This is a genomic window from Pseudomonas sp. HP_12, assembly GCF_055283955.1.
Genome location: NZ_JBTOQG010000016.1, coordinates 15,856 through 40,326 on the forward strand (window position 1 = coordinate 15,856; position 24,471 = coordinate 40,326).

Annotated in this window: 20 protein-coding genes and 3 tRNA genes; 15 read left to right on the plus strand and 8 right to left on the minus strand. The window is 59.0% G+C overall.

All coding sequences use genetic code 11. The features are described 5' to 3' along the window. Positions 1–95: 95 nt before the first annotated feature. From ACYASU_RS13300 to ACYASU_RS13310, 3 genes are all read right to left on the minus strand, one after another. Positions 96–473, minus strand: coding sequence for a type II toxin-antitoxin system VapC family toxin (locus tag ACYASU_RS13300; RefSeq protein ID WP_463583054.1), 378 nt, complete (start codon positions 471–473; stop codon positions 96–98). Then, positions 470–709 carry a type II toxin-antitoxin system Phd/YefM family antitoxin gene (locus ACYASU_RS13305; protein WP_065986546.1) on the minus strand — a complete coding sequence of 80 codons (240 nt, stop codon included), beginning with the start codon at positions 707–709 and terminating at the stop codon, positions 470–472. The genes ACYASU_RS13300 and ACYASU_RS13305 overlap by 4 nt, the downstream gene beginning before the upstream one ends. Before the next feature lie 170 nt (positions 710–879). Then, positions 880–2,751 carry a sigma-54-dependent Fis family transcriptional regulator gene (locus ACYASU_RS13310; RefSeq protein ID WP_463583055.1) on the minus strand — a complete coding sequence of 624 codons (1,872 nt, stop codon included), beginning with the start codon at positions 2,749–2,751 and terminating at the stop codon, positions 880–882. A 355-nt stretch (positions 2,752–3,106) separates the two neighbouring features. Here ACYASU_RS13310 and ACYASU_RS13315 point away from each other — a divergent pair, with 355 nt between their 5' ends. From ACYASU_RS13315 to ACYASU_RS13340, 6 genes are read left to right on the plus strand one after another with little or no spacing between them, the layout of a single operon-like run. Further along, complete coding sequence (locus ACYASU_RS13315) at positions 3,107–4,201, plus strand: ABC transporter ATP-binding protein (protein WP_282372168.1); 1,095 nt, start codon at positions 3,107–3,109, stop codon at positions 4,199–4,201. Then, positions 4,201–5,331, plus strand: a complete 1,131-nt coding sequence (locus ACYASU_RS13320; protein ID WP_463583056.1) for an ABC transporter ATP-binding protein — start codon at positions 4,201–4,203, stop codon at positions 5,329–5,331. The genes ACYASU_RS13315 and ACYASU_RS13320 overlap by 1 nt, the downstream gene beginning before the upstream one ends. Next, positions 5,324–6,190, plus strand: coding sequence for a carbohydrate ABC transporter permease (locus ACYASU_RS13325; protein WP_122537610.1), 867 nt, complete (start codon positions 5,324–5,326; stop codon positions 6,188–6,190). Before ACYASU_RS13320 ends, ACYASU_RS13325 begins: the two co-directional genes overlap by 8 nt. Before the next feature lie 27 nt (positions 6,191–6,217). Further along, positions 6,218–7,018 carry a carbohydrate ABC transporter permease gene (locus ACYASU_RS13330; RefSeq protein WP_122537834.1) on the plus strand — a complete coding sequence of 267 codons (801 nt, stop codon included), beginning with the start codon at positions 6,218–6,220 and terminating at the stop codon, positions 7,016–7,018. Between the two features lie 11 nt (positions 7,019–7,029). After that, complete coding sequence (locus ACYASU_RS13335) at positions 7,030–7,302, plus strand: DUF2160 domain-containing protein (RefSeq protein ID WP_065986436.1); 273 nt, start codon at positions 7,030–7,032, stop codon at positions 7,300–7,302. 59 nt (positions 7,303–7,361) lie between these two features. Beyond that, positions 7,362–9,167, plus strand: a complete 1,806-nt coding sequence (locus ACYASU_RS13340; protein WP_192174105.1) for an ABC transporter substrate-binding protein — start codon at positions 7,362–7,364, stop codon at positions 9,165–9,167. 90 nt (positions 9,168–9,257) lie between these two features. Here the strand turns inward: ACYASU_RS13340 and folD are convergent, their stop codons facing one another. Continuing rightward, entirely contained in the window at positions 9,258–10,112 is an 855-nt protein-coding gene (gene folD / locus ACYASU_RS13345; protein WP_133776580.1) for a bifunctional methylenetetrahydrofolate dehydrogenase/methenyltetrahydrofolate cyclohydrolase FolD, read from the minus strand. Between the two features lie 310 nt (positions 10,113–10,422). On the opposite strand from folD, the gene ACYASU_RS13350 reads away from it, so the two are divergent. The 9 genes from ACYASU_RS13350 to ACYASU_RS13390 all read left to right on the plus strand — a co-directional run bounded on the left by ACYASU_RS13350 (position 10,423) and on the right by ACYASU_RS13390 (position 19,712). Then, a tRNA-Arg gene (locus tag ACYASU_RS13350) sits at positions 10,423–10,499 on the plus strand. 59 nt (positions 10,500–10,558) lie between these two features. Then, positions 10,559–10,634: transfer RNA gene (locus tag ACYASU_RS13355), tRNA-His, on the plus strand. Positions 10,635–10,690: 56 nt separating this feature from the next. Continuing rightward, positions 10,691–10,775, plus strand: a tRNA-Leu gene (locus ACYASU_RS13360). A 373-nt stretch (positions 10,776–11,148) separates the two neighbouring features. Beyond that, on the plus strand, positions 11,149–12,459 hold the full coding sequence (gene tig, locus ACYASU_RS13365; protein WP_463583057.1) for a trigger factor: 1,311 nt from the start codon (positions 11,149–11,151) through the stop codon (positions 12,457–12,459). A gap of 91 nt (positions 12,460–12,550) precedes the next feature. Then, positions 12,551–13,192: an ATP-dependent Clp endopeptidase proteolytic subunit ClpP gene (clpP, locus tag ACYASU_RS13370; protein WP_122537614.1), complete on the plus strand. Its 642-nt coding sequence runs from the start codon at positions 12,551–12,553 to the stop codon at positions 13,190–13,192. 115 nt (positions 13,193–13,307) lie between these two features. Beyond that, a complete protein-coding gene (gene clpX / locus ACYASU_RS13375; RefSeq protein ID WP_037013640.1) occupies positions 13,308–14,591 on the plus strand; it encodes an ATP-dependent Clp protease ATP-binding subunit ClpX in 1,284 nt (427 codons plus the stop codon). A 201-nt stretch (positions 14,592–14,792) separates the two neighbouring features. Further along, on the plus strand, positions 14,793–17,189 hold the full coding sequence (lon, locus tag ACYASU_RS13380; protein WP_192174103.1) for an endopeptidase La: 2,397 nt from the start codon (positions 14,793–14,795) through the stop codon (positions 17,187–17,189). Positions 17,190–17,310: 121 nt separating this feature from the next. Continuing rightward, positions 17,311–17,598, plus strand: coding sequence for an HU family DNA-binding protein (locus tag ACYASU_RS13385; protein WP_272631174.1), 288 nt, complete (start codon positions 17,311–17,313; stop codon positions 17,596–17,598). 239 nt (positions 17,599–17,837) lie between these two features. Further along, a complete protein-coding gene (locus ACYASU_RS13390) occupies positions 17,838–19,712 on the plus strand; it encodes a SurA N-terminal domain-containing protein (protein ID WP_463583058.1) in 1,875 nt (624 codons plus the stop codon). Positions 19,713–19,950: 238 nt separating this feature from the next. Here the strand turns inward: ACYASU_RS13390 and fabI are convergent, their stop codons facing one another. Genes fabI through ACYASU_RS13410 form a run of 4 tightly spaced genes read right to left on the minus strand, consistent with a single transcriptional unit; the run spans position 19,951 to position 24,471 of the window. Continuing rightward, a complete protein-coding gene (gene fabI / locus ACYASU_RS13395; protein ID WP_037013635.1) occupies positions 19,951–20,745 on the minus strand; it encodes an enoyl-ACP reductase FabI in 795 nt (264 codons plus the stop codon). A 19-nt stretch (positions 20,746–20,764) separates the two neighbouring features. Next, positions 20,765–22,375: an ABC transporter ATP-binding protein gene (locus ACYASU_RS13400; protein WP_463583059.1), complete on the minus strand. Its 1,611-nt coding sequence runs from the start codon at positions 22,373–22,375 to the stop codon at positions 20,765–20,767. Between the two features lies 1 nt (position 22,376). Then, entirely contained in the window at positions 22,377–23,396 is a 1,020-nt protein-coding gene (locus tag ACYASU_RS13405; RefSeq protein WP_074891214.1) for an ABC transporter permease, read from the minus strand. 1 nt (position 23,397) lies between these two features. Continuing rightward, positions 23,398–24,471 carry a microcin C ABC transporter permease YejB gene (locus ACYASU_RS13410; protein WP_237252271.1) on the minus strand — a complete coding sequence of 358 codons (1,074 nt, stop codon included), beginning with the start codon at positions 24,469–24,471 and terminating at the stop codon, positions 23,398–23,400.

Consider the following 24,471-nt stretch of genomic DNA (forward strand, 5'->3'; position numbering starts at 1 on the left):
ATTGTTCCCGTTCTGGGTGGAACAATCAGTCTCACGGAGCTCGTTTGGCAAATTGTTGATGTCGACTGACCTGCTGCTTTTGGCGCCTAAGTGCTTTAGGCCAGAACAGCAAGTGACGTGTACCTGGCAACCATCGCGTCTGACGTAATTAGCTTCATCGGTTCAGTAATGGCGGCAGCAACAATTAGCCTATCGAATGGGTCGCGATGATGGTGTTCCAGATCTTTGACTGCGATTCCATGTTCAACGCTGACAGGGAGCTCGATAAAGCCGCTGTCTCGGCAGTACTCGCGAATCTCCTCGAGATCGGCCGTTAGTTTCCCCAAGCCAATCTTTATCGACATCTCCCAAAACGTGGCGGCGCTGATGTAAACCTCAGTAGCGGTTTCGATCAGTTTTTTTGCTTTAGGAGAAAGCTTCGGGTCGTCAGTCAGAGCCCACAGAAGAATATGAGTATCCAGCAGTATCCTCATGGGCGACTGCCTTCGAAATCATCCAGCACAGAGTCAGAAAGCGGTGCATCGAAGTCGTCCGGTAGTTGGAGAATACCTTTCATAGCACCGATGCGTTTACCGGTGGGCCGCCCGATCGGGACGAGGCGCGCCATTGCGCGACCATGTTTAGCGATCGTGATAGTCTGGCCCGCCGCAGCGTCATCTACCAGTTTTGACAGATTGTCCTTGGCCTCACCGAGGGGGACGATAATCATGACGTATGCTCGCATTCGGAAATATTGGCCAAATATAGCCATATAATTCTTCTTGCCCAAGCCACCGTTACAATTCTGTGCTGATTGTGAAGACGCCCCGCGTGGGAATGCCTCGTCTGACACTCCGCCTCCCGGTTTTGCTGGCTCTGCGCACTAGCGACAAACCCCAATCAAAACCCCTGTTCCCGCAGTCGCTTGTACAGCGTATTCCGGCTCACCCCTAGCCGCTTCGCCAGCTGCGAGATATTTCCGCCTGCCGCCTGCAACAACTCGCTCAGTTCCTCAGGCGTATCCAGCGCAGCCTTGCGGTTGAGCACTGTCTCGGGCTCGACACGTTCGCAGCCCATCGCCAGGTCCGCAAAAAAGTCTTCCGGCAGATGCTCGGTGGAGATCGGCTGATCGTCGGCGAGCGCCAACGCCACTTGAATCACGTTGCTCAACTGCCGCAGATTTCCCGGCCACGGGTGCCGTTCAAACAGCTCCATCACCTGAGGCTCGAAGCCCGCTGTCTGCTGCGGTTCGCGGTGCTGTTCCCAGATGGCACGCACCAGCGCGGGTTTATCGCTGCGATCGCGCAACGGCGGCAGCTCCAGGTTCAGGCCACTGATGCGGTAGTACAAATCCTGACGAAACCGCCCGTTCTGCACATGCTCGCGCAGTGAACAATGGGTCGCGGAAATCACCCGGATGTCCACCGGGTACAACTCGCTGCTGCCCACCGGCTGCACGCACCGCTCCTGCAACACCCGCAGCAAGCGCGCTTGAACCGGCAGCGGCATGTCGCCGATCTCGTCGAGAAACAGCGTGCCTTTGTCCGCCTTGCGGATCAGCCCGATGCTGCCTTTATGGTGAGCCCCGGTGAACGCGCCTTTTTCGTAGCCAAACAGTTCCGCTTCGACCAGCTCCGACGGGATCGCCGCGCAGTTCACGGCGATCATTGGCTGATCGGCGCGGGAGCTGGCACGGTGCAGGGCCTTGACGAACACTTCCTTGCCCACACCCGTTTCGCCGAGGATCAACAGCGGCACGTTCTTCTCCAGCAGTCGCTGCCCCTGGCGCGCGGCTTTCTCAACCCGCTCATCACCCAGCCCTGGCTCACTGGCGCCAACAGTGGCCGACCGAGACGCAACCGATACTTGCACCGGAGTCGGCACCGGCACCGGCACCGTTCTGAGCTTGAGCACCGGCGCCTTCGGCCGCTTCAGCACGCAATGAAAACGGTTATGGCCCGAGGCCTGAAGCGGAAAGGGCTGGCCTTCCATTTGATCCAGCAGGTCGGTGATCGGCGCCTTGAACAGATTTTCGATGTTGGCGTTGAGCAGGCTGACGCCCAGCAGGTTGTCGGCACGGCGGTTGGCGCAGAGCACCCGGCCGCTTTCGTCGAACACCAGCAGCCCGGCCCACTGGCTGTCGAGGTTGTTCAGGCCGGTGTTGAATACCAGCTGGAAATGGCTGTGCTGGAACTGGTCGAGGATCAGCCGGTTTTCGATGGTCTGGCCCATCATCTTGACCATCCCCAGGGTGTGGGAGGGCGGCAGGAAGCTGTCGCTGGACACATCGAGCACCGCGATCATTCGCCGTGACGCATCGAAAATCGGCGCTGCCGACCCGGTCATGAAACGGTTGGCCTTGAGGAAGTGTTCATCGTGTTCAATGTGAACAGCCTGTTCACAGGCCAGGGCCGTGCCGATGGCGTTGGTGCCCGCGCCTTGCTCCAGCCAGCTGGCCCCGGCGACGAAACCCGGCTGTTGATCCGGCTCGACGAAGCGCTTGTTGCCCCAGGAATTGAGCACCTGGCCCTGCTGATCGGCGAGCAGGATCAGGCAATTGGAATTGCTCAGGATGTTCTCGTAGAAGGGCAGCACCTGCTGGTGAGTGGTCTGCACCAGTGAATGATGGCGCTCGAGCAGTTGCGAAACCTGCTGATCGGGCAGGCGACCGAAAGACGGGCGTGACTGGTGGTCGAGGCCGAACTCGCGGCAACGGGCCCACGAGTCCTGAATGATACTGTCGTGGCTGGGGGATGCGCCTGCTGTGGCCATGAAATGGCTCCGTCCGAGTGCTTTTATTTATTGTTGTCGAGATGCCGCTAGGCAGAGCATCCCTGCTCGAAAACGTCCACCCATTGTTGTTCAGGATTGTTCAAAGTCAATGTTCATTTTGTTCAGGTGTTCAGCCTTTCCTGTTCATTTATGTTCACCAACGAATGCCGATCTGTGCGGCAAATTGTCGCAACCGCTCTAGTCCGCGTATTCCAGCCAGAAAGCGCCTGAGCAGGCCGGTTGGCACGATTGTCGCTATCCAACAAGCGGTCAGCACAATCGGTCAACGGATGTCACGACCTGCCATACGGCACACACGCAACACCCCGAACAAAACAAATAAAAAGGGCACGCCATGTCTCTCACGCTTGAGCACGTCAGCCGCTCCGTCGACGGTCAGATCTGGATCGACGATGCTTCGCTGAGCTTTGAACCCGGCTCATTCAACGTATTGCTGGGGCGCACCTTATCAGGCAAAACCAGCCTGATGCGCTTGATGGCCGGTCTGGACAAGCCAGACAGCGGCCGGGTACTGATGAATGGCAAAGATGTCACCCAGGTCGCGGTGCGTCATCGCAACGTCTCGATGGTTTATCAGCAGTTCATCAACTATCCGAGCATGACCGTCTACGACAACATCGCCTCGCCGCTGCGCCAGGCCAAGATGTCGAAGGACGAAATCGACCGCCGGGTTCGCGAAACCGCGAAGATGCTGCGCATCGAAAAATTCCTCAGCCGTCACCCCCTCGAATTGTCCGGCGGCCAGCAGCAGCGCACGGCCATGGCGCGGGCGCTGGTCAAGGACGCCGAGCTGATTCTGTTCGATGAGCCGCTGGTCAACCTCGACTACAAGCTGCGTGAAGAGCTGCGTCAGGAAATGCGCCAGCTGTTCGAAACGCGCAATACCATCGCTATCTACGCCACCACCGAGCCGAACGAAGCGCTGGCGCTGGGCGGGACCACCACGATTCTGCACGAAGGCCGCGTCATCCAGAGCGGCCGTACGCCCGAGGTGTATCACCAGCCGAAAACCGTGCTGGCCGCCGAGTTGTTCTCCGAGCCGCCGATCAACCTGATGCCCGGTCGCATCGAAGGCAACGAAGTGAGCTTCGCCAACTTCGTGCACTTCCCGCTGAACGTCGACCTGCGCGCCATCGGCGACGGCGAGTACCGCTTTGGCGTGCGCCCGAGCCACCTGAGTCTGGTGCCGTCCAACGACGACGATCTCGAACTGGCGGTCACCGTCGAGCTCGCCGAAATCAGCGGTTCGGAAACCTTCCTGCACGTGCGCAACGAGCATTTCTCGCTGGTGCTGCATTTGCCGGGCGTCCATGAGTACGACGTGGACACGCCGATTCGCGTGTACATCCCGACTCACAAACTGTTCGTATTCGATCAGCAGGGCGGCCTGATTCAGGCGCCGGGCCTGCGCATGGCGAGGGTTGCCTGATGGCCGAGATCCGCTTGCAACAACTCGCGCACAGCTACAGCGCCAATCCGACCGGCCCTGAAGACTATGCGATCCGCGAAATGACCCACATCTGGGAGCAGGGCGGCGCCTATGCCTTGCTCGGCCCGTCCGGCTGCGGCAAGTCGACCCTGCTCAATATCATCTCCGGCCTGCTCAGCCCGTCCGAAGGCAAGGTTCTGTTCGACACCACCGTGGTCAACGACATGTCGCCGGAGGAGCGCAACATCGCTCAGGTTTTCCAGTTCCCGGTGGTCTACGACACCATGACGGTGTACGACAACCTCGCTTTCCCGCTTCGCAATCAGGGCATGCCGGAAGCGAAAGTGAAGATCAAGGTGCAGGAAATCGCCGACGTGCTGGATCTGCAGCCGTTGCTGAAGAAGAAAGCCAAAGGCCTCACTGCTGACGAAAAACAGAAAGTCTCCATGGGCCGCGGGCTGGTTCGCGATGACGTGTCGGCGATTCTGTTCGACGAACCGCTGACCGTGATCGACCCGCACCTGAAGTGGAAGCTGCGCCGCAAGCTCAAGCAGATTCACGAGCAGTTCAACATCACCATGGTCTACGTCACCCACGATCAGCTGGAGGCTTCCACCTTCGCCGACAAGATTGCGGTGATGTACGGCGGTCAGATCGTCCAGTTCGGCACCCCGCGCGAACTGTTCGAAAAGCCGCACCACACCTTCGTCGGCTACTTCATCGGCAGCCCCGGCATGAACCTCATCGAGGTCAAGCCTGAAGCCGGCGGCGTGGGCTTTGGCGGCATTCATCTGCCGTTGTCCGAAGCCTTGCAGCAGCGCCTGGCCGCCACTCAGTGGAGCACGTTGAAAGTCGGGATTCGTCCCGAGTTCGTGCACGTCTGGGACGGCCCGGTTGATGACGCCATGCAGGCTGAAGTGACCTACGTCGAGGACCTGGGGACCTACAAGATCCTCACCCTGAAACTGGCCGGCCAGCTGTTGAAAGTGCGCGTGCAGGAAGACAAGCCTGTGCCCCAGGGCCCGGCCTGGATCAGTTTCCCCGCGCAATGGCTGATGCTCTACGCCGATGAATTTCTGCTGGAGGCCGCGACGAACACATTGCCGGCCAGCGAGGTGTCCCATGACTAAAGTGCAAAACAACAAGGCCTGGTGGCTGGTGCTGCCGGTGTTCCTGCTGGTGGCGTTCAGCGCCATCATTCCGATGATGACCGTGGTCAACTATTCGGTGCAGGACATCTTCGACCAGTCCAGCCGTTATTTCGTCGGCGCCGACTGGTTCCGGCAAGTGCTGCAGGACCCGCGCCTGCATGATTCGCTGCTGCGTCAGTTCATCTACTCCGCCTGCGTGCTGCTGATCGAAATCCCGCTGGGCATCGGCATCGCCCTGACCATGCCGACCAAGGGACGCTGGTCGTCGGTGTGCCTGATCGTCATGACCATTCCGCTGCTGATCCCCTTCAACGTGGTCGGCACGATCTGGCAGATCTTCGGCCGTGGCGACATCGGTCTGCTGGGCTGGATCCTCAACGATGTGCTGGGCATCAGCTACAACTACGCGGCCAATGCGTCGGACGCCTGGGTGACCGTGCTGGTCATCGACGTCTGGCACTGGACCTCGCTGGTGGCGTTGCTGTGCTATTCGGGTCTGCGCGCCATTCCGGACGTGTACTACCAGGCGGCGCGTATTGATCGGGCGTCCAACTGGGCGGTGTTCCGACACATCCAGCTGCCAAAGATGAAAAGCGTGCTGCTCATCGCGGTGATGCTGCGCTTCATGGACAGCTTCATGATCTACACCGAGCCGTTCGTGCTTACCGGTGGCGGTCCGGGCAACTCGACGACCTTCCTCAGCCAGACCCTGACGACCATGGCCCTCGGCCAGTTCGACCTGGGCCCTGCGGCGGCGTTCTCGCTGGTGTATTTCCTGATCATTCTGTTGGTGTCGTGGGTGTTCTACACCGCCATGACCCACAGCGAAAAGAACTGAGGAGCGCCCATGAACAAGCGCGAGAAAGTGTCGTTCAAAAAGCTCATACCGCTGTGGATCTACCTGCTATTTCTGCTGGTGCCGATCTACTGGCTGATCAACATGTCGTTCAAGACCAACACCGAAATCCTCGGCGGCCTGACCCTGTTCCCACAGGACTTCACGCTGGCGAACTACAAGGTGATCTTCACCGACGAAAGCTGGTACAGCGGCTACATCAACTCGCTGTACTACGTCTGCCTGAATATGGTGATATCGCTGAGCGTCGCATTGCCTGCGGCCTACGCGTTTTCACGCTATCGTTTCCTCGGCGACAAACACCTGTTCTTCTGGCTCCTGACCAACCGGATGGCGCCACCTGCGGTTTTCCTGCTGCCATTCTTCCAGCTGTATTCGTCCATCGGCCTGTTCGACACGCACATTGCGGTAGCGTTGGCGCACTGCCTGTTCAACGTGCCGCTGGCGGTCTGGATTCTGGAAGGCTTCATGTCCGGCGTTCCCAAGGAAATTGACGAAACGGCCTACATCGACGGCTATAGCTTTCCCAAGTTCTTCGGCAAGATTTTCATCCCGCTGATTGGCTCGGGCATCGGTGTGACGGCGTTCTTCTGCTTCATGTTCTCCTGGGTCGAGTTGCTGCTGGCGCGGACGCTGACCTCGGTCAACGCCAAGCCGATCGCAGCGGTCATGACCCGCACCGTTTCGGCGTCGGGGATCGATTGGGGGGTGCTGGCAGCGGCGGGGGTGTTGACCATTCTGCCGGGCATGCTGGTTATCTGGTTCGTTCGTAATCACGTGGTCAAGGGCTTCGCTCTTGGTCGTGTCTGAGGAGTCGAAAAATGGAGTGGATGTCCTGGACCCTGCCAACTGCTATTTTCTTTGCGTCCATCGCTGCGATTCTGGTTGCGATGACGGCCTGGGAACTGCGTTCGGCGAGCATTGAACGTCGTGGTTTTCTACCGATTGCCACCACACGCGGCGATCGTCTGTTCATCGGCCTGCTCGGAAGTGCCTACCTGCATCTGCTGGTCATCGGCGCGACGAGCTGGGATATCTGGGTGGCCTCCGGGTTGTCCCTGGTCTGGCTGTTGGTGGTGATGCGCTGGGGTTGAGAAGGTTTAAGCGAAGGTTGAAACGCGGGATCACATAAGAATCAACACAAGAGGTGTCTATGTTCAATAAGAAAAACAAGCTGCGACATAGTGTGACGGTAGCGACGATGGTAATGCTCAGTGGCTTGAGCGTGTCGGCCTGGGCTGATCAGTACGAGGATGCGGCCAAGAAGTGGGCCGACAGCGAGTTCAAGCCGAGCACGCTCTCCGATGCCGAGAAGCTCAAGGAACTGGAGTGGTTCATCAAGGCCGCCGAGCCGTTCCGCGGCATGGACATCAAGGTGGTTTCCGAAACCTTGACCACCCATGAATACGAATCCAAAACCCTGGCCAAGGCGTTCACCGAAATCACCGGCATCAAGGTCACCCACGACCTGCTGCAGGAAGGCGACGTGATCGAGAAACTGCAGACCGCCATGCAGTCCAACCAGAGTATCTATGACGGCTGGGTCAACGACTCTGACCTGATCGGTACGCACTTCCGCTACGGCAAGGCGATGTCTCTGACAGACCTGATGGCCAGCCCGGAAGGGGCGAAAGTCACTTCTCCGACGCTCGACCTGAAGGACTTCATCGGTACCTCGTTCACCACGTCGCCTGAAGTCAAAGACGCGTCCGGCAAAGTCATCACGCCGGCCAAGCTGTATCAACTGCCTGATCAACAGTTCGCCAACCTGTACTGGTTCCGCGCCGACTGGTTTGAGCGTCCTGATCTGAAAGAGAAGTTCAAAGCCAAATACGGCTACGAGCTGGGCGTTCCAGTGAACTGGTCCGCGTATGAAGACATCGCCAAGTTCTTCAGCGAAGACGTCAAAGAGCTCGACGGCAAGAAAGTCTACGGCCATATGGACTACGGCAAGAAAGACCCGTCCCTGGGCTGGCGCTTCACCGATGCCTGGTTCTCCATGGCCGGCAGCGGCGACAAAGGCTTGCCGAATGGTTTGCCGGTCGACGAGTGGGGCATTCGCGTAGAAGACTGCCACCCGGTCGGTTCGAGCATCACCCGCGGCGGCGACACCAACGGCCCGGCCGCTGTGTACGCCACTCAGAAGTACATCGACTGGCTCAAGGCTTACGCGCCGCCTGAAGCGGCGGGCATGACGTTCTCCGAGTCCGGCCCGGTGCCGTCCCAGGGTAACGTCGCTCAGCAGATCTTCTGGTACACCGCTTTCACCGCTGACATGACCAAGCCGGGTCTGCCGGTCATGAACGCCGACGGCACGCCGAAATGGCGGATGGCGCCATCGCCAAAAGGTCCTTACTGGAAAGAGGGCATGAAGCTGGGTTATCAGGATGTGGGCTCCTGGACCTTCCTCAAGTCCACCGAAGAGAAGAAACGCCTGGCCGCCTGGCTCTACGCGCAGTTCGTGACGTCGAAGTCCGTCTCGCTGAAGAAAACCATCGTGGGCCTGACGCCGATTCGCGAATCGGACATCAACTCCAAAGAGATGACCGCCCTGGCACCGAAACTCGGTGGCCTGGTCGAGTTCTATCGCAGCCCGGCCCGCGTGCAATGGTCGCCAACCGGCACCAACGTTCCGGACTATCCGAAGCTGGCTCAATTGTGGTGGAGTCATGTGGCTGAAGCCGTTACCGGCGAGAAAACCGCGCAGGCGGCCCTCGACGGTCTGGCCAAGGATCAGGATGCGATCATGACCCGCATCGAGCGCTCCAAGGTTCAGGAACCAAGCGGTTGCGCGCCGAAGATGAACCCGGAAACCTCGGCCGAAGAGTGGTACACCAAGGCCGAGAAGAGTAACGGTGCATTCCTCGCGCCACAACGCAAACTGGCCAACGAGAAACCGAAGGGCGAAACCATCGCTTACTCGGACCTCTTGAAGAGCTGGGAAGCCGCGAAGAAGTAACCTGCACGCTTCTACGTTCTGCGCATAAAAAAACGGCACCCTCGGGTGCCGTTTTTCATGTGCGCGCTTTGGCACTCGGGGCTTGGGAAATCAGCCGTGAAGCGTCTCAGCCGCATACAGCGTGTTTTCCAGCAGGCAGGCGCGGGTCATCGGGCCGACGCCGCCTGGCACCGGCGTGATCCAGCCGGCGCGGGGCAGGGCGGTTTCGTATACCACGTCGCCCACCAGCTTGCCGTCATCCTGACGGTTGATGCCCACGTCGATGACGATCGCGCCTTCCTTGATCCACTCGCCCTTGACCAGGCCGGGCTTGCCTGCTGCCACGACCACCAGATCGGCACGACCCACGTGTCCGGCCAGATCCTGGGTGAAACGATGAGTCACGGTCACGGTGCAGCCCGCCAGCAGCAGCTCCATCGCCATTGGACGACCGACGATGTTGGAAGCGCCCACCACAACAGCGTCCTTGCCGTACAGATCGACACCGGTGCTTTCCAGCAGGGTCATGATGCCCTTGGGCGTGCACGGGCGCAGCAGCGGAATGCGCTGGGCCAGCCGGCCTACGTTGTAGGGGTGGAAGCCATCGACGTCTTTATCCGGGCGGATGCGCTCCAGCAGGCTGGAGGATTCCAGATGCTCTGGCAGCGGCAGTTGCAGCAGGATGCCGTCGATGGCCGGGTCGTCGTTGAGACGATCGATCAGATCGGTCAGTTCGGTCTGGGTGGTTTCACTGGGCAGGTCATAGGCCTGGGAGATGAAGCCGACCTCTTCGCAGTCTTTGCGTTTGTGCGAGACGTAAACCTGAGAGGCGGGGTCGCTGCCGACCAGAATCACCGCGAGGCCGGGCGTGCGCAGGCCTTGCTCGCGACGCTGGGCGACTCGTTGGGCGATCTGCTGGCGCAGGTTGGCTGCGATCGCTTTGCCGTCTATTAGTTTTGCAGTCATTACGCGTGATTAACCATCGGAAGGGGAGGGAAAAAGAGCGCGCATTCTCGCATGACCTGACGCAAGGGCAAAGACGGTTGGTCCGCTTAATAAGCTAAGCCCTTTAATTAACTGAATTTTTTAGAAAAAAGTGTTGACGACCTTTTGGACCGTCTATAAGATTCGTCGCACTTGTCGGGCACAACCCCACACAGGATAAGCCGGAAGCGGCGGATCAAGTCGAAAGGTTGAATAAGTCAGGTAGAGTTAAGATCGGCTCAGCGTGATTGAAAGCTCTTAATTTGCAGTCTCACGAAGGCAAATGAAATAAGTGCCCGTAGCTCAGCTGGATAGAGCATCCGCCTTCTAAGCGGATGGTCGCAGGTTCGAGTCCTGCCGGGTGCGCCATTAGGCAGCTTTGGCACAAGTAGCATTCAGTTTGAATGCGTCGGTTACAACGCAATATGGTGGGCGTAGCTCAGTTGGTAGAGCACGGGATTGTGACTCCCGTTGTCGAGGGTTCGATCCCCTTCGTCCACCCCATATTCGAAAAGGCGCCAGATTCATAATCTGGCGCCTTTGCTTTAAGCGCTTCAAACGCGGATGTGGTGGAATTGGTAGACACACTGGATTTAGGTTCCAGCGCCGAAAGGTGTGAGAGTTCGAGTCTCTCCGTCCGCACCAGTTAAAGCTCTCGCAACACCTGGGGTGTTGAGGGATGAAAGAAAGCCGCCTTGTGCGGCTTTTTTTGTTTCAGCGTACTGCGTTTTAACGCAGTGCGAGCTTGATGGGCCCATGACACAGGGCTCGTCCGGTGTGCTTCCAGGGACTGGATCATGTTTCGGTCGTCCTTTTGCTTCCTTTATATAGGGGCGTATCAGGTGCGTTCCAGACACCTCCCGCAGGCTGAAACAGTCGTCTGTGATTCCCGGGCTGCATGCCACTTTATTTACCCTTGTTCAGTAGGGTGACTTCTTGAGTTTGACCCACTAGAATGCTTGCCCTTGATTCTGGGGTCGGAAACGGCCGGCTAACGTCTGTGCAACGAGGAATATCCATGCAAGTTTCTGTTGAAAACACTTCCGCTCTCGAGCGCCGCATGACCATTGGCGTGCCCGCTGAGCGCATCGAGACTGAAGTCAACAAGCGTCTGCAGCAGACCGCACGTAAAGCCAAGATCCCGGGCTTCCGCCCAGGCAAAGTGCCTATGAGCGTGATCCGCCAGCGTTACGAAGACGGTGCTCGTCAGGAAGCACTGGGCGACCTGATCCAGGCGACCTTCTACGAAGCCGTCGTCGAGCAAAAGCTGAACCCGGCTGGCGCACCTTCCGTCGAGCCAAAAACCTTCGAAAAGGGCAAGGACCTCGAGTACATCGCTACTTTCGAAGTGTTCCCTGAATTCACCGTTGCCGGTTTCGACTCCATTTCCGTCGAGCGTCTGTCGGCTGACGTCGCTGATTCCGATCTGGACAACATGCTGGAAATCCTGCGCAAGCAGAACGTCAGCTTCGAAGTCGTTGACCGTGCGGCACAAAACGAAGACCAGTTGAACATCGACTTCGTCGGCAAGATCGACGGTGAAGCATTCGCTGGCGGTTCGGCCACCGGTACTCAGCTGGTGCTGGGTTCGGGTCGCATGATCCCGGGCTTCGAAGACGGTCTGGTCGGCGCCAAAGCCGGCGAAGAGCGCGTTCTGAGCCTGACCTTCCCTGAGGATTATCAGAATCTTGAACTGGCCGGCAAAACCGCCGAGTTCACCGTCACGGTCAACACCGTGTCGGCACCGACCCTGCCTGAGCTGAACGAAACGTTCTTCAAGCAGTTCGGCATCAAGGAAACCAACCTCGAAGGCTTCCGCACCGAAGTTCGCAAGAACATGGAGCGCGAGCTGCGTCAGGCCATCAAGTCCAAGGTCAAAAATCAGGTAATGGACGGTCTGCTGGCCGCCAACCCGATCGAAGTGCCTAAAGCGCTGCTGGAAAACGAAGTGAACCGTCTGCGCGTTCAGGCTGTTCAGCAGTTCGGCGGCAACATCAAGCCTGACCAACTGCCGGCAGAGTTGTTCGAAGAGCAGGCCAAGCGCCGCGTCGAACTGGGTCTGATCGTGGCTGAAGTCGTCAAGCAATTCGACCTCAAGCCTGACGACACCCGCGTTCGCGAGCTGATCCAGGAAATGGCTTCCGCTTACCAGGAGCCAGAGCAGGTTGTGGCCTGGTACTACAAGAACGAACAGCAAATGAACGAAGTTCGTTCGGTTGTGCTGGAAGAACAAGTTGTGGATACTGTTTTGCAGAAAGCGAGCGTGACCGACAAAGCGGTCTCGTACGAAGAGGCAGTCAAGCCGGTTGAAGCTCCACAAGCCGACTGATTTCCTTCTCTCGTTCGAAAACACCATAAGCCAGCCTTCGCGCTGGCTTATGCGTATTCAAGACATGACTATTTGGGAGTGAATGCGAGACATGTCCCGCAATTCTTATATTCAGCAGAACTCTGACATCCAGGCCGCTGGCGGCCTGGTCCCGATGGTTATCGAGCAGTCCGCCCGTGGCGAGCGCGCCTATGACATCTACTCCCGCCTGCTCAAGGAACGCGTCATTTTCCTGGTCGGTCCGGTTGAAGATTACATGGCCAACCTCATCTCGGCGCAGCTGCTGTTCCTTGAAGCGGAAAACCCGGACAAGGACATCCATCTTTACATCAACTCCCCAGGCGGTTCGGTGACTGCGGGCATGGCGATCTACGACACCATGCAGTTCATCAAGCCGGACGTTTCCACGACCGTCATGGGTCAGGCGTGCAGCATGGGCGCTTTCCTTTTGGCCGGTGGTGCCAAGGGCAAGCGTTTCGCACTGCCGAACTCACGCGTCATGATTCACCAGCCGTTGGGCGGTTTTCAGGGCCAGGCGTCGGACATTGATATCCACGCGAAGGAAATCCTGTTCATCCGTCAACGTCTGAACGAACTGCTGGCGCACCACACCGGCCAGACGCTGGAAGCGATCGAGCGCGACACCAACCGCGACAACTTCATGAGCGCCGAACGCGCTGCTGAATACGGTTTGGTGGACTCGGTGATCGACCGGCGTCAAATGACCAAATGATTGCGTGAAGGGCAATAATCCCGGGCGGTTGATACATCCGTGCCGCCTGTGGACTTGAAAAATCGAGCAATTGCCCTCATCTTGTGTTGCAAGCCTACCGGATTGGATCGATCGAATGACTGACACCCGCAACGGCGAGGACAACGGCAAACTGCTTTATTGCTCCTTCTGCGGCAAAAGCCAGCATGAAGTGCGCAAGTTGATTGCCGGCCCCTCGGTATTTGTTTGTGACGAGTGCGTCGACCTGTGCAACGACATCATCCGCGAGGAGGTGCAGGAAGCACAGGCCGAGAGCAGCGCGCATAAACTGCCATCGCCTAAAGAAATCAGCGGCATCCTTGACCAATACGTCATTGGTCAGGAACGTGCCAAAAAGGTTCTCGCAGTAGCGGTGTACAACCACTACAAGCGGCTGAACCAGCGCGACAAGAAAAACGACGACGTTGAACTGGGCAAGAGCAACATCCTGCTGATCGGCCCGACGGGCTCCGGCAAGACCTTGCTGGCCGAGACGCTAGCACGTCTGCTCAACGTTCCGTTCACCATTGCCGATGCCACCACCCTGACCGAAGCCGGTTATGTGGGTGAGGACGTCGAGAACATCATTCAAAAGCTGTTGCAGAAGTGCGATTACGATGTCGAGAAGGCCCAGATGGGCATCGTCTACATCGACGAAATCGACAAGATTTCGCGCAAGTCCGACAACCCTTCCATCACCCGTGATGTGTCGGGCGAAGGCGTGCAGCAAGCCTTGCTGAAGCTGATTGAAGGCACCGTGGCTTCCGTTCCGCCGCAAGGTGGTCGCAAGCACCCACAGCAGGAATTCCTGCAGGTGGACACGCGCAATATCCTCTTCATCTGTGGCGGTGCGTTCTCTGGCCTGGAAAAGGTCATCCAGAATCGCTCCACCAAAGGCGGCATCGGCTTTAACGCCGAAGTACGCAGCAAGGAAGAGGGCAAGAAGGTCGGCGAATCCCTGCGTGAAGTCGAGCCTGACGATCTGGTCAAGTTCGGTCTGATCCCGGAGTTCGTGGGTCGTCTGCCTGTTCTGGCGACGCTGGACGAGCTGGACGAAGCTGCGCTGATGCAGATTCTGACCGAGCCGAAGAACGCGCTGACCAAGCAATACGGCAAGCTGTTCGAGATGGAAGGCGTGGACCTTGAGTTCCGCCCGGATGCGCTGAAATCGGTTGCCCGTCGTGCGCTTGAGCGCAAGACCGGTGCTCGCGGTCTGCGCTCCATCCTCGAGGGCGTTCTGCTCGACACCATGTACGAGATCCCGTCGCAGTCCGACGTGAGCAAGGTGGTGATCGACGAGAGCGTGATCGAGGGCACCTCCAAGCCGCTGTTGATTTACGAAAACAGCGAGCCACCTGCCAAGGCGGCACCCGACGCGTAGCCTGCTGGCAACGCACAGGGCGACTGGAAACGAAAAGGGCCCTCGGGCCCTTTTCGCGTTTCCTTCAAAGCCGGTCTGCGTTTCCGAGTCCTTTCGCTTTAACTCAAGCCGGCGCTTGTTTTTTTAAGGTTCAACCCCCATCTTGATTTTCAGCTTATTTATATCTGTCCATGGCCTGAAGGCCGCCGTAGAGGCGAAATCATGAAGACGACCATTGAACTGCCTCTCTTGCCACTGCGCGATGTTGTGGTTTACCCGCATATGGTTATCCCGCTGTTCGTGGGGCGCGAGAAGTCGATCGAGGCCCTGGAAGCGGCGATGTCCGGCGACAAGCAGATCCTGCTGCTTGCGCAACGAAACCCGGCCGATGACGATCCCGGTGAAGAGGCGCTGTACAACGTTGGCACCGTTGCCACCGTGCTGCAGTTGCTGAAGCTGCCGGACGGCACTGTGAAGGTTCTGGTCGAAGGCGAGCAGCGTGGCTCGGTCGAGCGCTTCATTGAGGTGGACGGCCACTGCCGCGCCGAGGTTGCGCTGATCGATGAGGTCGACGCGCCGGATCGTGAATCCGAAGTCTTCGTTCGCAGCCTGCTGGCTCAGTTCGAACAATACGTGCAGCTGGGCAAAAAAGTCCCGGCCGAAGTGCTTTCCTCCCTCAACAGCATTGATGAGCCGGGTCGTCTGGTCGACACCATGGCTGCCCACATGGCGCTGAAGATCGAGCAGAAGCAGGAAATTCTCGAAATCATTGACCTGTCGGCCCGTGTTGAGCACGTGCTGGCGTTGCTGGATGCCGAAATCGACTTGCTGCAGGTCGAGAAGCGCATCCGCGGTCGCGTGAAAAAGCAGATGGAGCGCAGTCAGCGCGAGTACTACCTGAATGAGCAGATGAAGGCCATTCAGAAGGAGCTCGGAGACAGCGAGGAAGGCCATAACGAAATCGAGGAGCTGAAAAAGCGCATCGATGCCGCCGGCCTGCCCAAAGACGCCATGACCAAGGCCACCGCCGAGCTGAACAAGCTCAAGCAGATGTCGCCGATGTCTGCCGAGGCCACCGTCGTTCGTTCCTACATCGACTGGCTGGTCCAGGTGCCGTGGAAGGCACAGAGCAAGGTCCGTCTGGATCTCGCCCGTGCGGAAGATATCCTCGACGCCGATCACTATGGTCTGGACGAAGTCAAAGAGCGGATCCTCGAATACCTCGCCGTTCAGAAGCGCGTGAAGAAAATTCGTGGCCCGGTGCTTTGCCTGGTCGGTCCTCCTGGTGTGGGTAAAACCTCGCTGGCCGAGTCGATTGCCCACGCGACCAACCGCAAGTTCGTCCGCATGGCCCTGGGCGGCGTGCGCGATGAAGCTGAAATTCGCGGTCACCGTCGGACTTACATCGGTTCGATGCCAGGTCGCCTGATCCAGAAAATGACCAAGGTCGGTGTGCGTAACCCGCTGTTCCTGCTCGATGAAATCGACAAGATGGGCAGCGACATGCGCGGTGACCCGGCGTCGGCGTTGCTGGAAGTGCTCGACCCCGAGCAGAACCACAACTTCAACGACCATTACCTGGAAGTCGATTACGACCTGTCCGACGTGATGTTCCTGTGCACCGCCAACTCGATGAACATTCCGCCGGCGCTGCTCGACCGTATGGAAGTCATTCGTCTGCCCGGCTACACCGAAGACGAGAAGATCAACATCGCGACCAAGTACCTCTCGCCCAAGCAGATTGCTGCCAACGGCTTGAAGAAAGGCGAGATCGAGTTCGAAGTCGAGGCGATTCGCGACATCATCCGGTATTACACCCGTGAAGCCGGCGTGCGTAGCCTCGAACGTCAAATCGCCAAGGTATGCCGCAAGGCGGTCAAGGAACACGCCCACGAGAAGCGTTTTTCCGTGACCGTGACAGCGGACATGCTCGAGAACTTCCTGGGCGTGCGCAAATTCCGTTATGGCCTGGCCGAGCAGCAGGACCAGGTGGGTCAGGTGACCGGTCTGGCGTGGACGCAGGTCGGCGGCGAGCTGCTGACCATCGAAGCGGCAGTTGTTCCGGGCAAGGGTCAATTGATCAAGACCGGTTCGCTGGGTGATGTGATGGTGGAGTCGATCACTGCCGCGCTGACCGTTGTGCGTAGCCGTGCGAAAAGCCTGGGCATCCCTCTGGACTTCCATGAGAAGCGCGACACGCATATCCATATGCCGGAAGGCGCGACGCCAAAAGACGGCCCGAGCGCAGGCGTAGGCATGTGCACGGCGCTGGTGTCGGCACTGACGGGGATTCCGGTCCGCGCCGACGTGGCCATGACGGGTGAAATCACCCTGCGCGGACAGGTACTGGCTATCGGTGGTCTCAAGGAGAAATTGCTGGCCGCTCACCGTGGTGGCATCAAGACCGTGATCATCCCCGAAGAGAACGTGCGAGATCTCAAAGAGATCCCGGACAACATCAAGGCCGACCTGCAGATCAAACCGGTTAAATGGATTGACGAGGTCCTCCAAATTGCGCTGCAATACGCGCCGGAGCCCTTGCCGGACGTGGCTCCCGAGATGGTTGCCAAGGATGAAAAGCGCGAGTCTGACGCCAAGGAGAGGATCAGCACGCATTAGTCTGGGAGGCCTTCCTTGACAGGTTTTTGGAGCCCTTGCTATAAAGCGGCTCTTCAAGCCTGTTCAGGCCGCTCAGTGTTCGTTTGGTTACACCAAAAAAAACTTAGAAATACTCAAATATATAAGGGGACTTAGAGTGAACAAGTCGGAACTGATTGATGCCATCGCCGCATCCGCTGACATCCCGAAAGCTGCTGCTGGCCGTGCGCTGGACGCTGTAATCGAATCCGTCACTGGCGCTCTCAAGGCTGGCGACTCTGTTGTACTGGTAGGCTTCGGCACTTTCTCCGTCACTGATCGTCCTGCCCGTACCGGCCGTAACCCTCAGACCGGTAAAACCCTGGAAATTCCAGCGGCCAAGAAACCAGGCTTCAAAGCCGGTAAAGCTCTGAAAGAAGCCGTCAACTAAGTTTCTTTTTACTTTGCCCGCCCAGGACAGCGTTATCTCTGTTCGGGGCGTGAAGCGGCAAGTGCGGTTGCTCAAGCGCTGGACTGTCACTCGGGGAACGCACATCGAACCCCGTCCGCTTTGCAAGTTACGAGAAGGCGCATCCTCGGATGCGCCTTTCTTCTATCCGGATTCAACCCACGCTCCGCGTTACCGTGTGCAGCAGCCTGGTGAGTCGAGTACAACCCTCTGGGGGATACATGCTGCAGAATATCAGGGACAATTCACAGGGATGGATTGCCAAAACCATCATCGGGGTCATCATCGCTCTGATGGCCCTGACCGGGTTCGATGCCATTTTCCGGGCCACCAGCCACTCGCAGGATGCTGCGAAGGTCAATGGCGAGGAAGTCACCCAGGCAGAACTGGGTCAAGCGGTTGAAATGCAACGCCGCCAGCTGATGCAACAGCTGGGCAAGGATTTCGACCCTGCAATGCTCAACGAAAAGATGCTGCGTGATTCGGCCCTTAAAGGCTTGATCGACCGCAAGCTGTTGTTGCAGGGCGCCGCTGATTCGAAGTTCGGTTTCTCCGAAGCCGCGCTGGATCAACAGATGTTGCTGACCCCTGAATTTCAGGTCGACGGTAAATTCAGCGCTGATCGCTTCGATCAGGTCATTCGCCAGCTCGGTTATTCCCGTCTGCAGTTCCGCCAGATCCTTGGTCAGGAAATGCTCATCGGCCAGATTCGTGCCGGTATCGGCGGCAGTGCGTTCGTCACGGATGCTCAAGTTGACGCGTTCGCCCGCCTCGAAAAGCAGACCCGCGATTTCGCCACCCTGACGTTGCCGGCCGATCCGACCAGCGCGAAAGTCACCGACGACGAGGTCAAGGCGCACTACGATCAGCACGCGAAAGAGTTTCTGAGTCCTGAGCAAGTGGTGCTCGACTACATCGAACTGAGGAAGTCTTCGTTCTTCGACAAGGTGTCGGTGAAGGATGAAGACCTGCAGGCCGCCTATCAGAAAGAGATCGCCAACCTGGCCGAGCAGCGCCGCGCGGCGCACATCCTGATCGAAGTCAACGACAAGACCACGGACGCTCAGGCCAAAGCCAAGATTGAAGAAATCCAGCAGCGCGTGGCCAAAGGTGAAGATTTTGCTGCGCTTGCCAAGGAGTTCTCTCAGGATCCGGGCTCGTCGACCAAGGGCGGTGACTTGGGCTACGCCGACAAGGGTGTCTATGACCCAGCCTTTGAAGACGCGCTGTACGCGCTGAACAAGGATCAGGTCTCAGCGCCTGTTCGCAGTCAGTTCGGTTGGCACTTGATCAAGCTGCTGGGCGTTGAAGCGCCGTCGGTACCGACGTTCGCCAGCCTGAAGGAGAAGCTGACCCACGAGCTGAAGTCTCAGCAGGTCGAGCAGAAGTTCGTCGATGCCAGCAAGAAGCTGGAAGATGCGGCGTTCGAAGCGTCGGATCTGTCGCAGCCGGCTCAGGACCTGGGGCTGAAAGTGCAGACGACTGCGCCGTTCGGTCGCGAGGGTGGCGAAGGCATTGCAGCCAACCGTGCGGTGATTCAGGCGGCTTTCAGTCCGGAAGTGATGGAAGAAGGGTCCAACAGTTCTGCGCTGGAGCTGGATCCTGAGACCGTGGTGGTGGTGCATGTCAAAGAGCACCGTCAGCCTGAGCAACTGCCACTGGAAGCGGTGTCGGCGCCGATTCGTGCGCAGCTGGCGAAAGAACATGCCAGCGATGCGGTGAAGGCCAAGGGCGAAGCGCTCCTTGCAGGCCTGCGTGACGGTAAGGTGCCGTACGCGGCCACCAAGCAGGAAGGTCAGAGCTGGAAGGTCGTGGAGGCGGCCTCACGCAGCCAGGAGGGTGTTGATCCTCAGGTGCTGCAGTCGGTGTTCCGTATGCCGAAGCCGGAAGGCAAGGACAAGCCGGTTTATGGCAGTCTGACGGCGGCGGATGGCAGCTTTGTGATTGTGCGTCTGAACGGCGTGAATCAGGCGGCTCCGGCGTCGGATGAGGAGAAGAGCCAGTACCGTCGTTTCCTGTCATCCCGTGAGGGGCAGCAGGATTTCGCGGCCTACCGTAAGCAGTTGGAAGCGGCGGCGAAGATCGAGAAGTATTGATCGACGCAGGATGCTGTTAACAGAAAGCCCCGATTCGCGAGAGTCGGGGCTTTTTTGTATTCGCTGGGGTAGGGCAAGATCAAGAGCGTCTGCCGTTAGGCAGAACCCAAGGCAAAAAAAACGGCAGATCATTAAGCCCCAGGGCCGTCTGATCCACCGCTTTCGCCAGCTAGCCGGCGCTTGCAGGTCTTGCGCCCGTTTTCAGAGCGTCATCACGCTGAAAACGGGCAGGCAACCATCAACCTTCCAGATCACCCATCGCCGTGGTGTTGAAACCACCGTCGACGTACATGATCTCGCCACTGACACCGGACGCCAGGTCAGAGCACAGGAACGCGCCTGCGTTACCCACTTCTTCGATGGTCACGTTGCGACGCAGTGGAGTCTGTGCCTCGTTCGCGGCCAGCATTTTGCGGAAGTTCGAGATACCCGACGCCGCGAGGGTACGGATCGGACCAGCCGATACTGCGTTGACGCGGGTACCTTCCGGGCCGAGGCTGCGGGCCAGGTAACGGACACCGGCTTCAAGGCTGGCCTTGGCCATACCCATCACGTTGTAGTTCGGCATGGTGCGCTCGGCGCCCAGGTACGACAGCGTCAACAGGCTGCCATTGCGGCCCTTCATCAGGTCGCGGCCGGCTTTGGCCAGGGCCACGAAGCTGTAGGCGCTGATGTCGTGAGCGATGCGGAAACCTTCACGGGTGGTGGCTTGGGTGAAGTCACCGTCCAGCTGGTCGCCCGGCGCGAAGCCCACGGAGTGCACGATGCAGTCCAGGCCGTCCCACTTCTTGCTCAGTTCTTCGAAAACCTTGGCGATTTCTTCGTCGCTGGCGACGTCGCAAGGGAAGCACAGATCAGCGTTCGAACCCCAGCTCTCGGCGAATTCCTCGACGCGCTTCTTGAGTTTTTCGTTCTGATACGTGAAGGCAAGCTCAGCGCCCTCGCGGTGCATGGCGGCAGCGATACCGGATGCGATGGACAATTTGCTGGCGACACCGACGATCAGGACGCGCTTACCGGCGAGAAAACCCATTGTTTTGTTCCTCTTCAGGTTAATCGACAGCTGCCGGCGCCAAGAAGGCGGCCTCCAGCAGCTGCTGTGTATAAGGATGTTGCGGCGCGGCGAAGATGTCTTCTGCCACACCCTGTTCGACCACTTGGCCTTGTTTCACCACCATCAGTTGGTGGCTTAACGCCTTGACCACCGCCAGATCATGGCTGATGAACAAATACGTCAGGTTGTACTTGGTTTGCAGGGAGCGTAACAGCTCCACCACTTGACGCTGAACGGTGCGGTCGAGGGCCGAAGTCGGCTCGTCCAGCAAAATCAGCGCCGGTTTTAACACTAATGCCCGGGCAATGGCGATCCTTTGCCGTTGTCCCCCGGAAAACTCATGGGGATAGCGGTGCCGGGTCGCTGGATCAAGGCCCACTTCCTTGAGCGCTTCGATGACCGCCGCTTCCTGCTCCACCGGCGTGCCCATCTTGTGGATCCGCAGGCCTTCGCCAACGATGTCACACACCGACATGCGCGGGCTTAGGCTGCCGAACGGGTCCTGGAACACCACCTGCATCTGTCGCCGCAGCGGCCTGACCTGATGCTGATTCATTCCCGCCAGCGATTGCCCATGAAAGCGTATCTCGCCTTCGCTGCGAATCAACCGCAGGATCGCCAGGCCCAGCGTCGATTTGCCCGAGCCGCTCTCGCCGACAATCCCCAGCGTCTGGCCCTTGGGCAGACTGAAGTGAATGCCGTCGACGGCCTTGACGTGATCGACTGTGCGCTTGAACACGCCTTTCTTGATGGGAAACCAGACCCGTAGGTCCTCGACTTCCAGCATCGGCGCGCCCGGCGGATTGTTCGCCGGCCCGCCTTTGGGCTCGGCGCTGAGCAGTTCACGGGTGTACGGATGCTGCGGCGCGCGGAACAGCTCTTCGCACGATGCCTGTTCGACGATGCAACCGCGCTGCATGACACATACGCGGTTGGCAATTTGCCTGACGACGTTCAAATCGTGGCTGATCAGCAGCAAGGCCATGCCCAGCCGGGCCTGCAATTCCTTGAGCAGCTCGAGGATTTTCAGCTGCACGGTGACGTCCAGCGCAGTGGTCGGCTCATCGGCGATCAGCAGCTCGGGCTCGTTGGCCAAGGCCATCGCAATCATCACCCGCTGGCGCTGGCCGCCAGACAGCTCGTGGGGCAAGGCTTTCAGGCGCTTGGCCGGTTCCGGAATGCCCACCAGATCCAGCAGCTCCAGCGTGCGTCGCGTCGCGGCTTTGCCGGTCAGGCCCTTGTGCAGGCCGAGCACTTCGTTGATCTGTTTTTCGATGGACTGCAGCGGGTTCAGCGAGGTCATCGGCTCCTGGAAGATCATCGCGATGCGGTTGCCGCGAATGCCACGCAGGCGCTTCTCGCTGACTTTCAGCAGGTCGTCGTCAGCGTAGCGAATCGTCCCGGTCGGGTGGCGCGCCAGCGGGTAGGGCAGCAATCGCAGGATCGAGTGGGCGGTGACTGACTTGCCCGATCCGCTTTCGCCGACCAGCGCCAGGGTTTCGCCCTTGCGGATGTCGAAGCTGATGCCTTCGACCACCCGCTGCACGTTGGTGCCGTTCACGAATTCGACGGAGAGGTCGCGGATCTCGACTAGATTGTCCTGATTCATCTCATTTCCTCGGGTCGAATGCGTCGCGGGCGGATTCGCCGATGAACACCAGCAGGCTCAACATGATCGCCAGTACAGCGAAGGCGCTGATGCCCAGCCACGGTGCCTGCAGGTTGGATTTACCTTGCGCCACCAGTTCGCCCAGGGAAGGCGAGCCGGCAGGCAGGCCGAAGCCGAGGAAGTCCAGCGCGGTCAGCGTGCCGATTGCGCCGGTGAGGATGAACGGCATGAAGGTCATGGTCGAGACCATCGCGTTGGGCAGGATGTGGCGGAACATGATCGCGCCATTCTCCATGCCCAGCGCCCGGGCAGCGCGCACGTATTCCAGGTTGCGGCCGCGCAGGAACTCGGCGCGCACCACGTCCACCAGGCTCATCCACGAAAACAGCAGCATGATGCCCAGCAGCCACCAGAAGTTGGGCTGGACGAAGCTGGCGAGGATGATCAGCAAATACAGCACCGGCAACCCGGACCAGATCTCCAGGAAGCGCTGGCCGATCAGATCGACCCAGCCGCCGTAAAAGCCCTGCAGCGCCCCGGCGATCACGCCGATGATCGAGCTGAGGATCGTCAGCGTCAGGGCGAACAGCACCGACACGCGGAAGCCGTAGATCACCCGCGCCAGCACGTCACGGCCCTGATCGTCGGTGCCCAGCAGGTTCTCCCGCGAAGGCGGCGCAGGGGCCGGGACCTTCAGGTCGTAGTTGATGCTCTGGTAGCTGAACGGAATCGGGGCCCACAGCGTCCAGCCGTCTTTCGCTGCCAGCAGCTCCTTGATGTACGGGCTCTTGTAGTTGGCTTCCAGCGGGAATTCGCCGCCAAAGGTGGTTTCCGGGTAGCGCTTGAACACCGGGAAGTACCACTCGCCGTCGTAGCGCACGGCCAGCGGCTTGTCGTTGGCGATGAGCTCGGCGCCCAGGCTGGCGCCGAACAGGATCAGAAACAGCCACAGCGACCACCAGCCACGCTTGTTGGCCTTGAAGCGTTCGAAACGGCGTCGATTGAGAGGGGACAGCGTCATATCAATGATCCCTGCGGTCGAAGTCGATGCGTGGGTCAACCAGCGTGTAGGTCAGGTCGCCGATCAGTTTCACCACCAGCCCCAGCAGGGTGAAGATGAACAGGGTGCCGAACACCACCGGGTAATCACGGTTGATCGCGGCTTCAAAGCTCATCAGGCCTAGGCCGTCGAGGGAAAAGATCACTTCCACCAGCAGGGAACCGGTGAAGAAGATGCCAATGAACGCCGACGGGAAACCCGCGATCACCAGCAGCATGGCGTTGCGGAATACGTGGCCGTAGAGCACGCGGCGCTGGGTCAGTCCCTTGGCTTTGGCGGTGATCACGTACTGCTTGCCGATCTCATCGAGAAAGCTGTTTTTCGTCAGCAGGGTCATGGTGGCGAAGTTGCCGATGACCAGCGCGGTGATCGGCAGCACCAGGTGCCAGAAGTAGTCGCCCACTTTGCCCAGCCAGCTCATCTCATCAAAGTTGCTCGACGTTAATCCGCGCAACGGGAACCAGTCGAAATAGCTGCCGCCGGCGAATACCACGATCAGCAGGATGGCGAACAGGAACGCCGGGATGGCGTAGCCGACGATGATCGCCGAGCTGGTCCAGACGTCGAAATGGCTGCCGTGTCGCGTGGCTTTGGCGATCCCCAGGGGGATCGACACCAGGTACATGATCAGCGTGCTCCACAGCCCGAGGGAGATTGACACCGGCATCTTCTCGACGATCAGGTCGATGACCTTGGCGTCGCGAAAGAAGCTGTCGCCGAAATCCAGCCGGGCGTAGTTCTTGACCATGATCCACAAGCGTTCCGGCGCCGATTTGTCGAAGCCGTACATGTGCTCGATTTCTTTGATCAAACTCGGGTCCAGGCCCTGGGCGCCGCGATAGGTCGAGCCGGCCACCGAGACTTCCGCGCCGCCGCCCGCGATGCGGCTGGTGGCGCCTTCGAAGCCTTCGAGCTTGGCGATCATCTGCTCCACCGGACCGCCCGGTGCCGCCTGGATGATGACGAAGTTGATCAGCAGAATGCCGAACAGGGTCGGGATGATCAGCAGCAAGCGCCGCAGGATGTAGGCCAGCAT

Excerpts from the sequence above, each read along its gene's own strand:
- fabI (WP_037013635.1), bottom strand. The coding sequence starts at position 20,745 with ATGGGTTTTCTCGCCGGTAAGCGCGTCCTGATCGTCGGTGTCGCCAGC.
- lon (WP_192174103.1), top strand. The coding sequence starts at position 14,793 with ATGAAGACGACCATTGAACTGCCTCTCTTGCCACTGCGCGATGTTGTG.
- ACYASU_RS13390 (WP_463583058.1), top strand. The coding sequence starts at position 17,838 with ATGCTGCAGAATATCAGGGACAATTCACAGGGATGGATTGCCAAAACC.
- clpX (WP_037013640.1), top strand. The coding sequence starts at position 13,308 with ATGACTGACACCCGCAACGGCGAGGACAACGGCAAACTGCTTTATTGC.
- ACYASU_RS13305 (WP_065986546.1), bottom strand. The coding sequence starts at position 709 with ATGATTATCGTCCCCCTCGGTGAGGCCAAGGACAATCTGTCAAAACTG.
- ACYASU_RS13320 (WP_463583056.1), top strand. The coding sequence starts at position 4,201 with ATGGCCGAGATCCGCTTGCAACAACTCGCGCACAGCTACAGCGCCAAT.
- clpP (WP_122537614.1), top strand. The coding sequence starts at position 12,551 with ATGTCCCGCAATTCTTATATTCAGCAGAACTCTGACATCCAGGCCGCT.
- ACYASU_RS13315 (WP_282372168.1), top strand. The coding sequence starts at position 3,107 with ATGTCTCTCACGCTTGAGCACGTCAGCCGCTCCGTCGACGGTCAGATC.
- ACYASU_RS13300 (WP_463583054.1), bottom strand. The coding sequence starts at position 473 with ATGAGGATACTGCTGGATACTCATATTCTTCTGTGGGCTCTGACTGAC.
- ACYASU_RS13310 (WP_463583055.1), bottom strand. The coding sequence starts at position 2,751 with ATGGCCACAGCAGGCGCATCCCCCAGCCACGACAGTATCATTCAGGAC.
- folD (WP_133776580.1), bottom strand. The coding sequence starts at position 10,112 with ATGACTGCAAAACTAATAGACGGCAAAGCGATCGCAGCCAACCTGCGC.
- ACYASU_RS13405 (WP_074891214.1), bottom strand. The coding sequence starts at position 23,396 with ATGACGCTGTCCCCTCTCAATCGACGCCGTTTCGAACGCTTCAAGGCC.
- ACYASU_RS13400 (WP_463583059.1), bottom strand. The coding sequence starts at position 22,375 with ATGAATCAGGACAATCTAGTCGAGATCCGCGACCTCTCCGTCGAATTC.
- ACYASU_RS13335 (WP_065986436.1), top strand. The coding sequence starts at position 7,030 with ATGGAGTGGATGTCCTGGACCCTGCCAACTGCTATTTTCTTTGCGTCC.
- tig (WP_463583057.1), top strand. The coding sequence starts at position 11,149 with ATGCAAGTTTCTGTTGAAAACACTTCCGCTCTCGAGCGCCGCATGACC.
- ACYASU_RS13325 (WP_122537610.1), top strand. The coding sequence starts at position 5,324 with ATGACTAAAGTGCAAAACAACAAGGCCTGGTGGCTGGTGCTGCCGGTG.
- ACYASU_RS13410 (WP_237252271.1), bottom strand. The coding sequence starts at position 24,471 with ATGCTGGCCTACATCCTGCGGCGCTTGCTGCTGATCATCCCGACCCTG.
- ACYASU_RS13340 (WP_192174105.1), top strand. The coding sequence starts at position 7,362 with ATGTTCAATAAGAAAAACAAGCTGCGACATAGTGTGACGGTAGCGACG.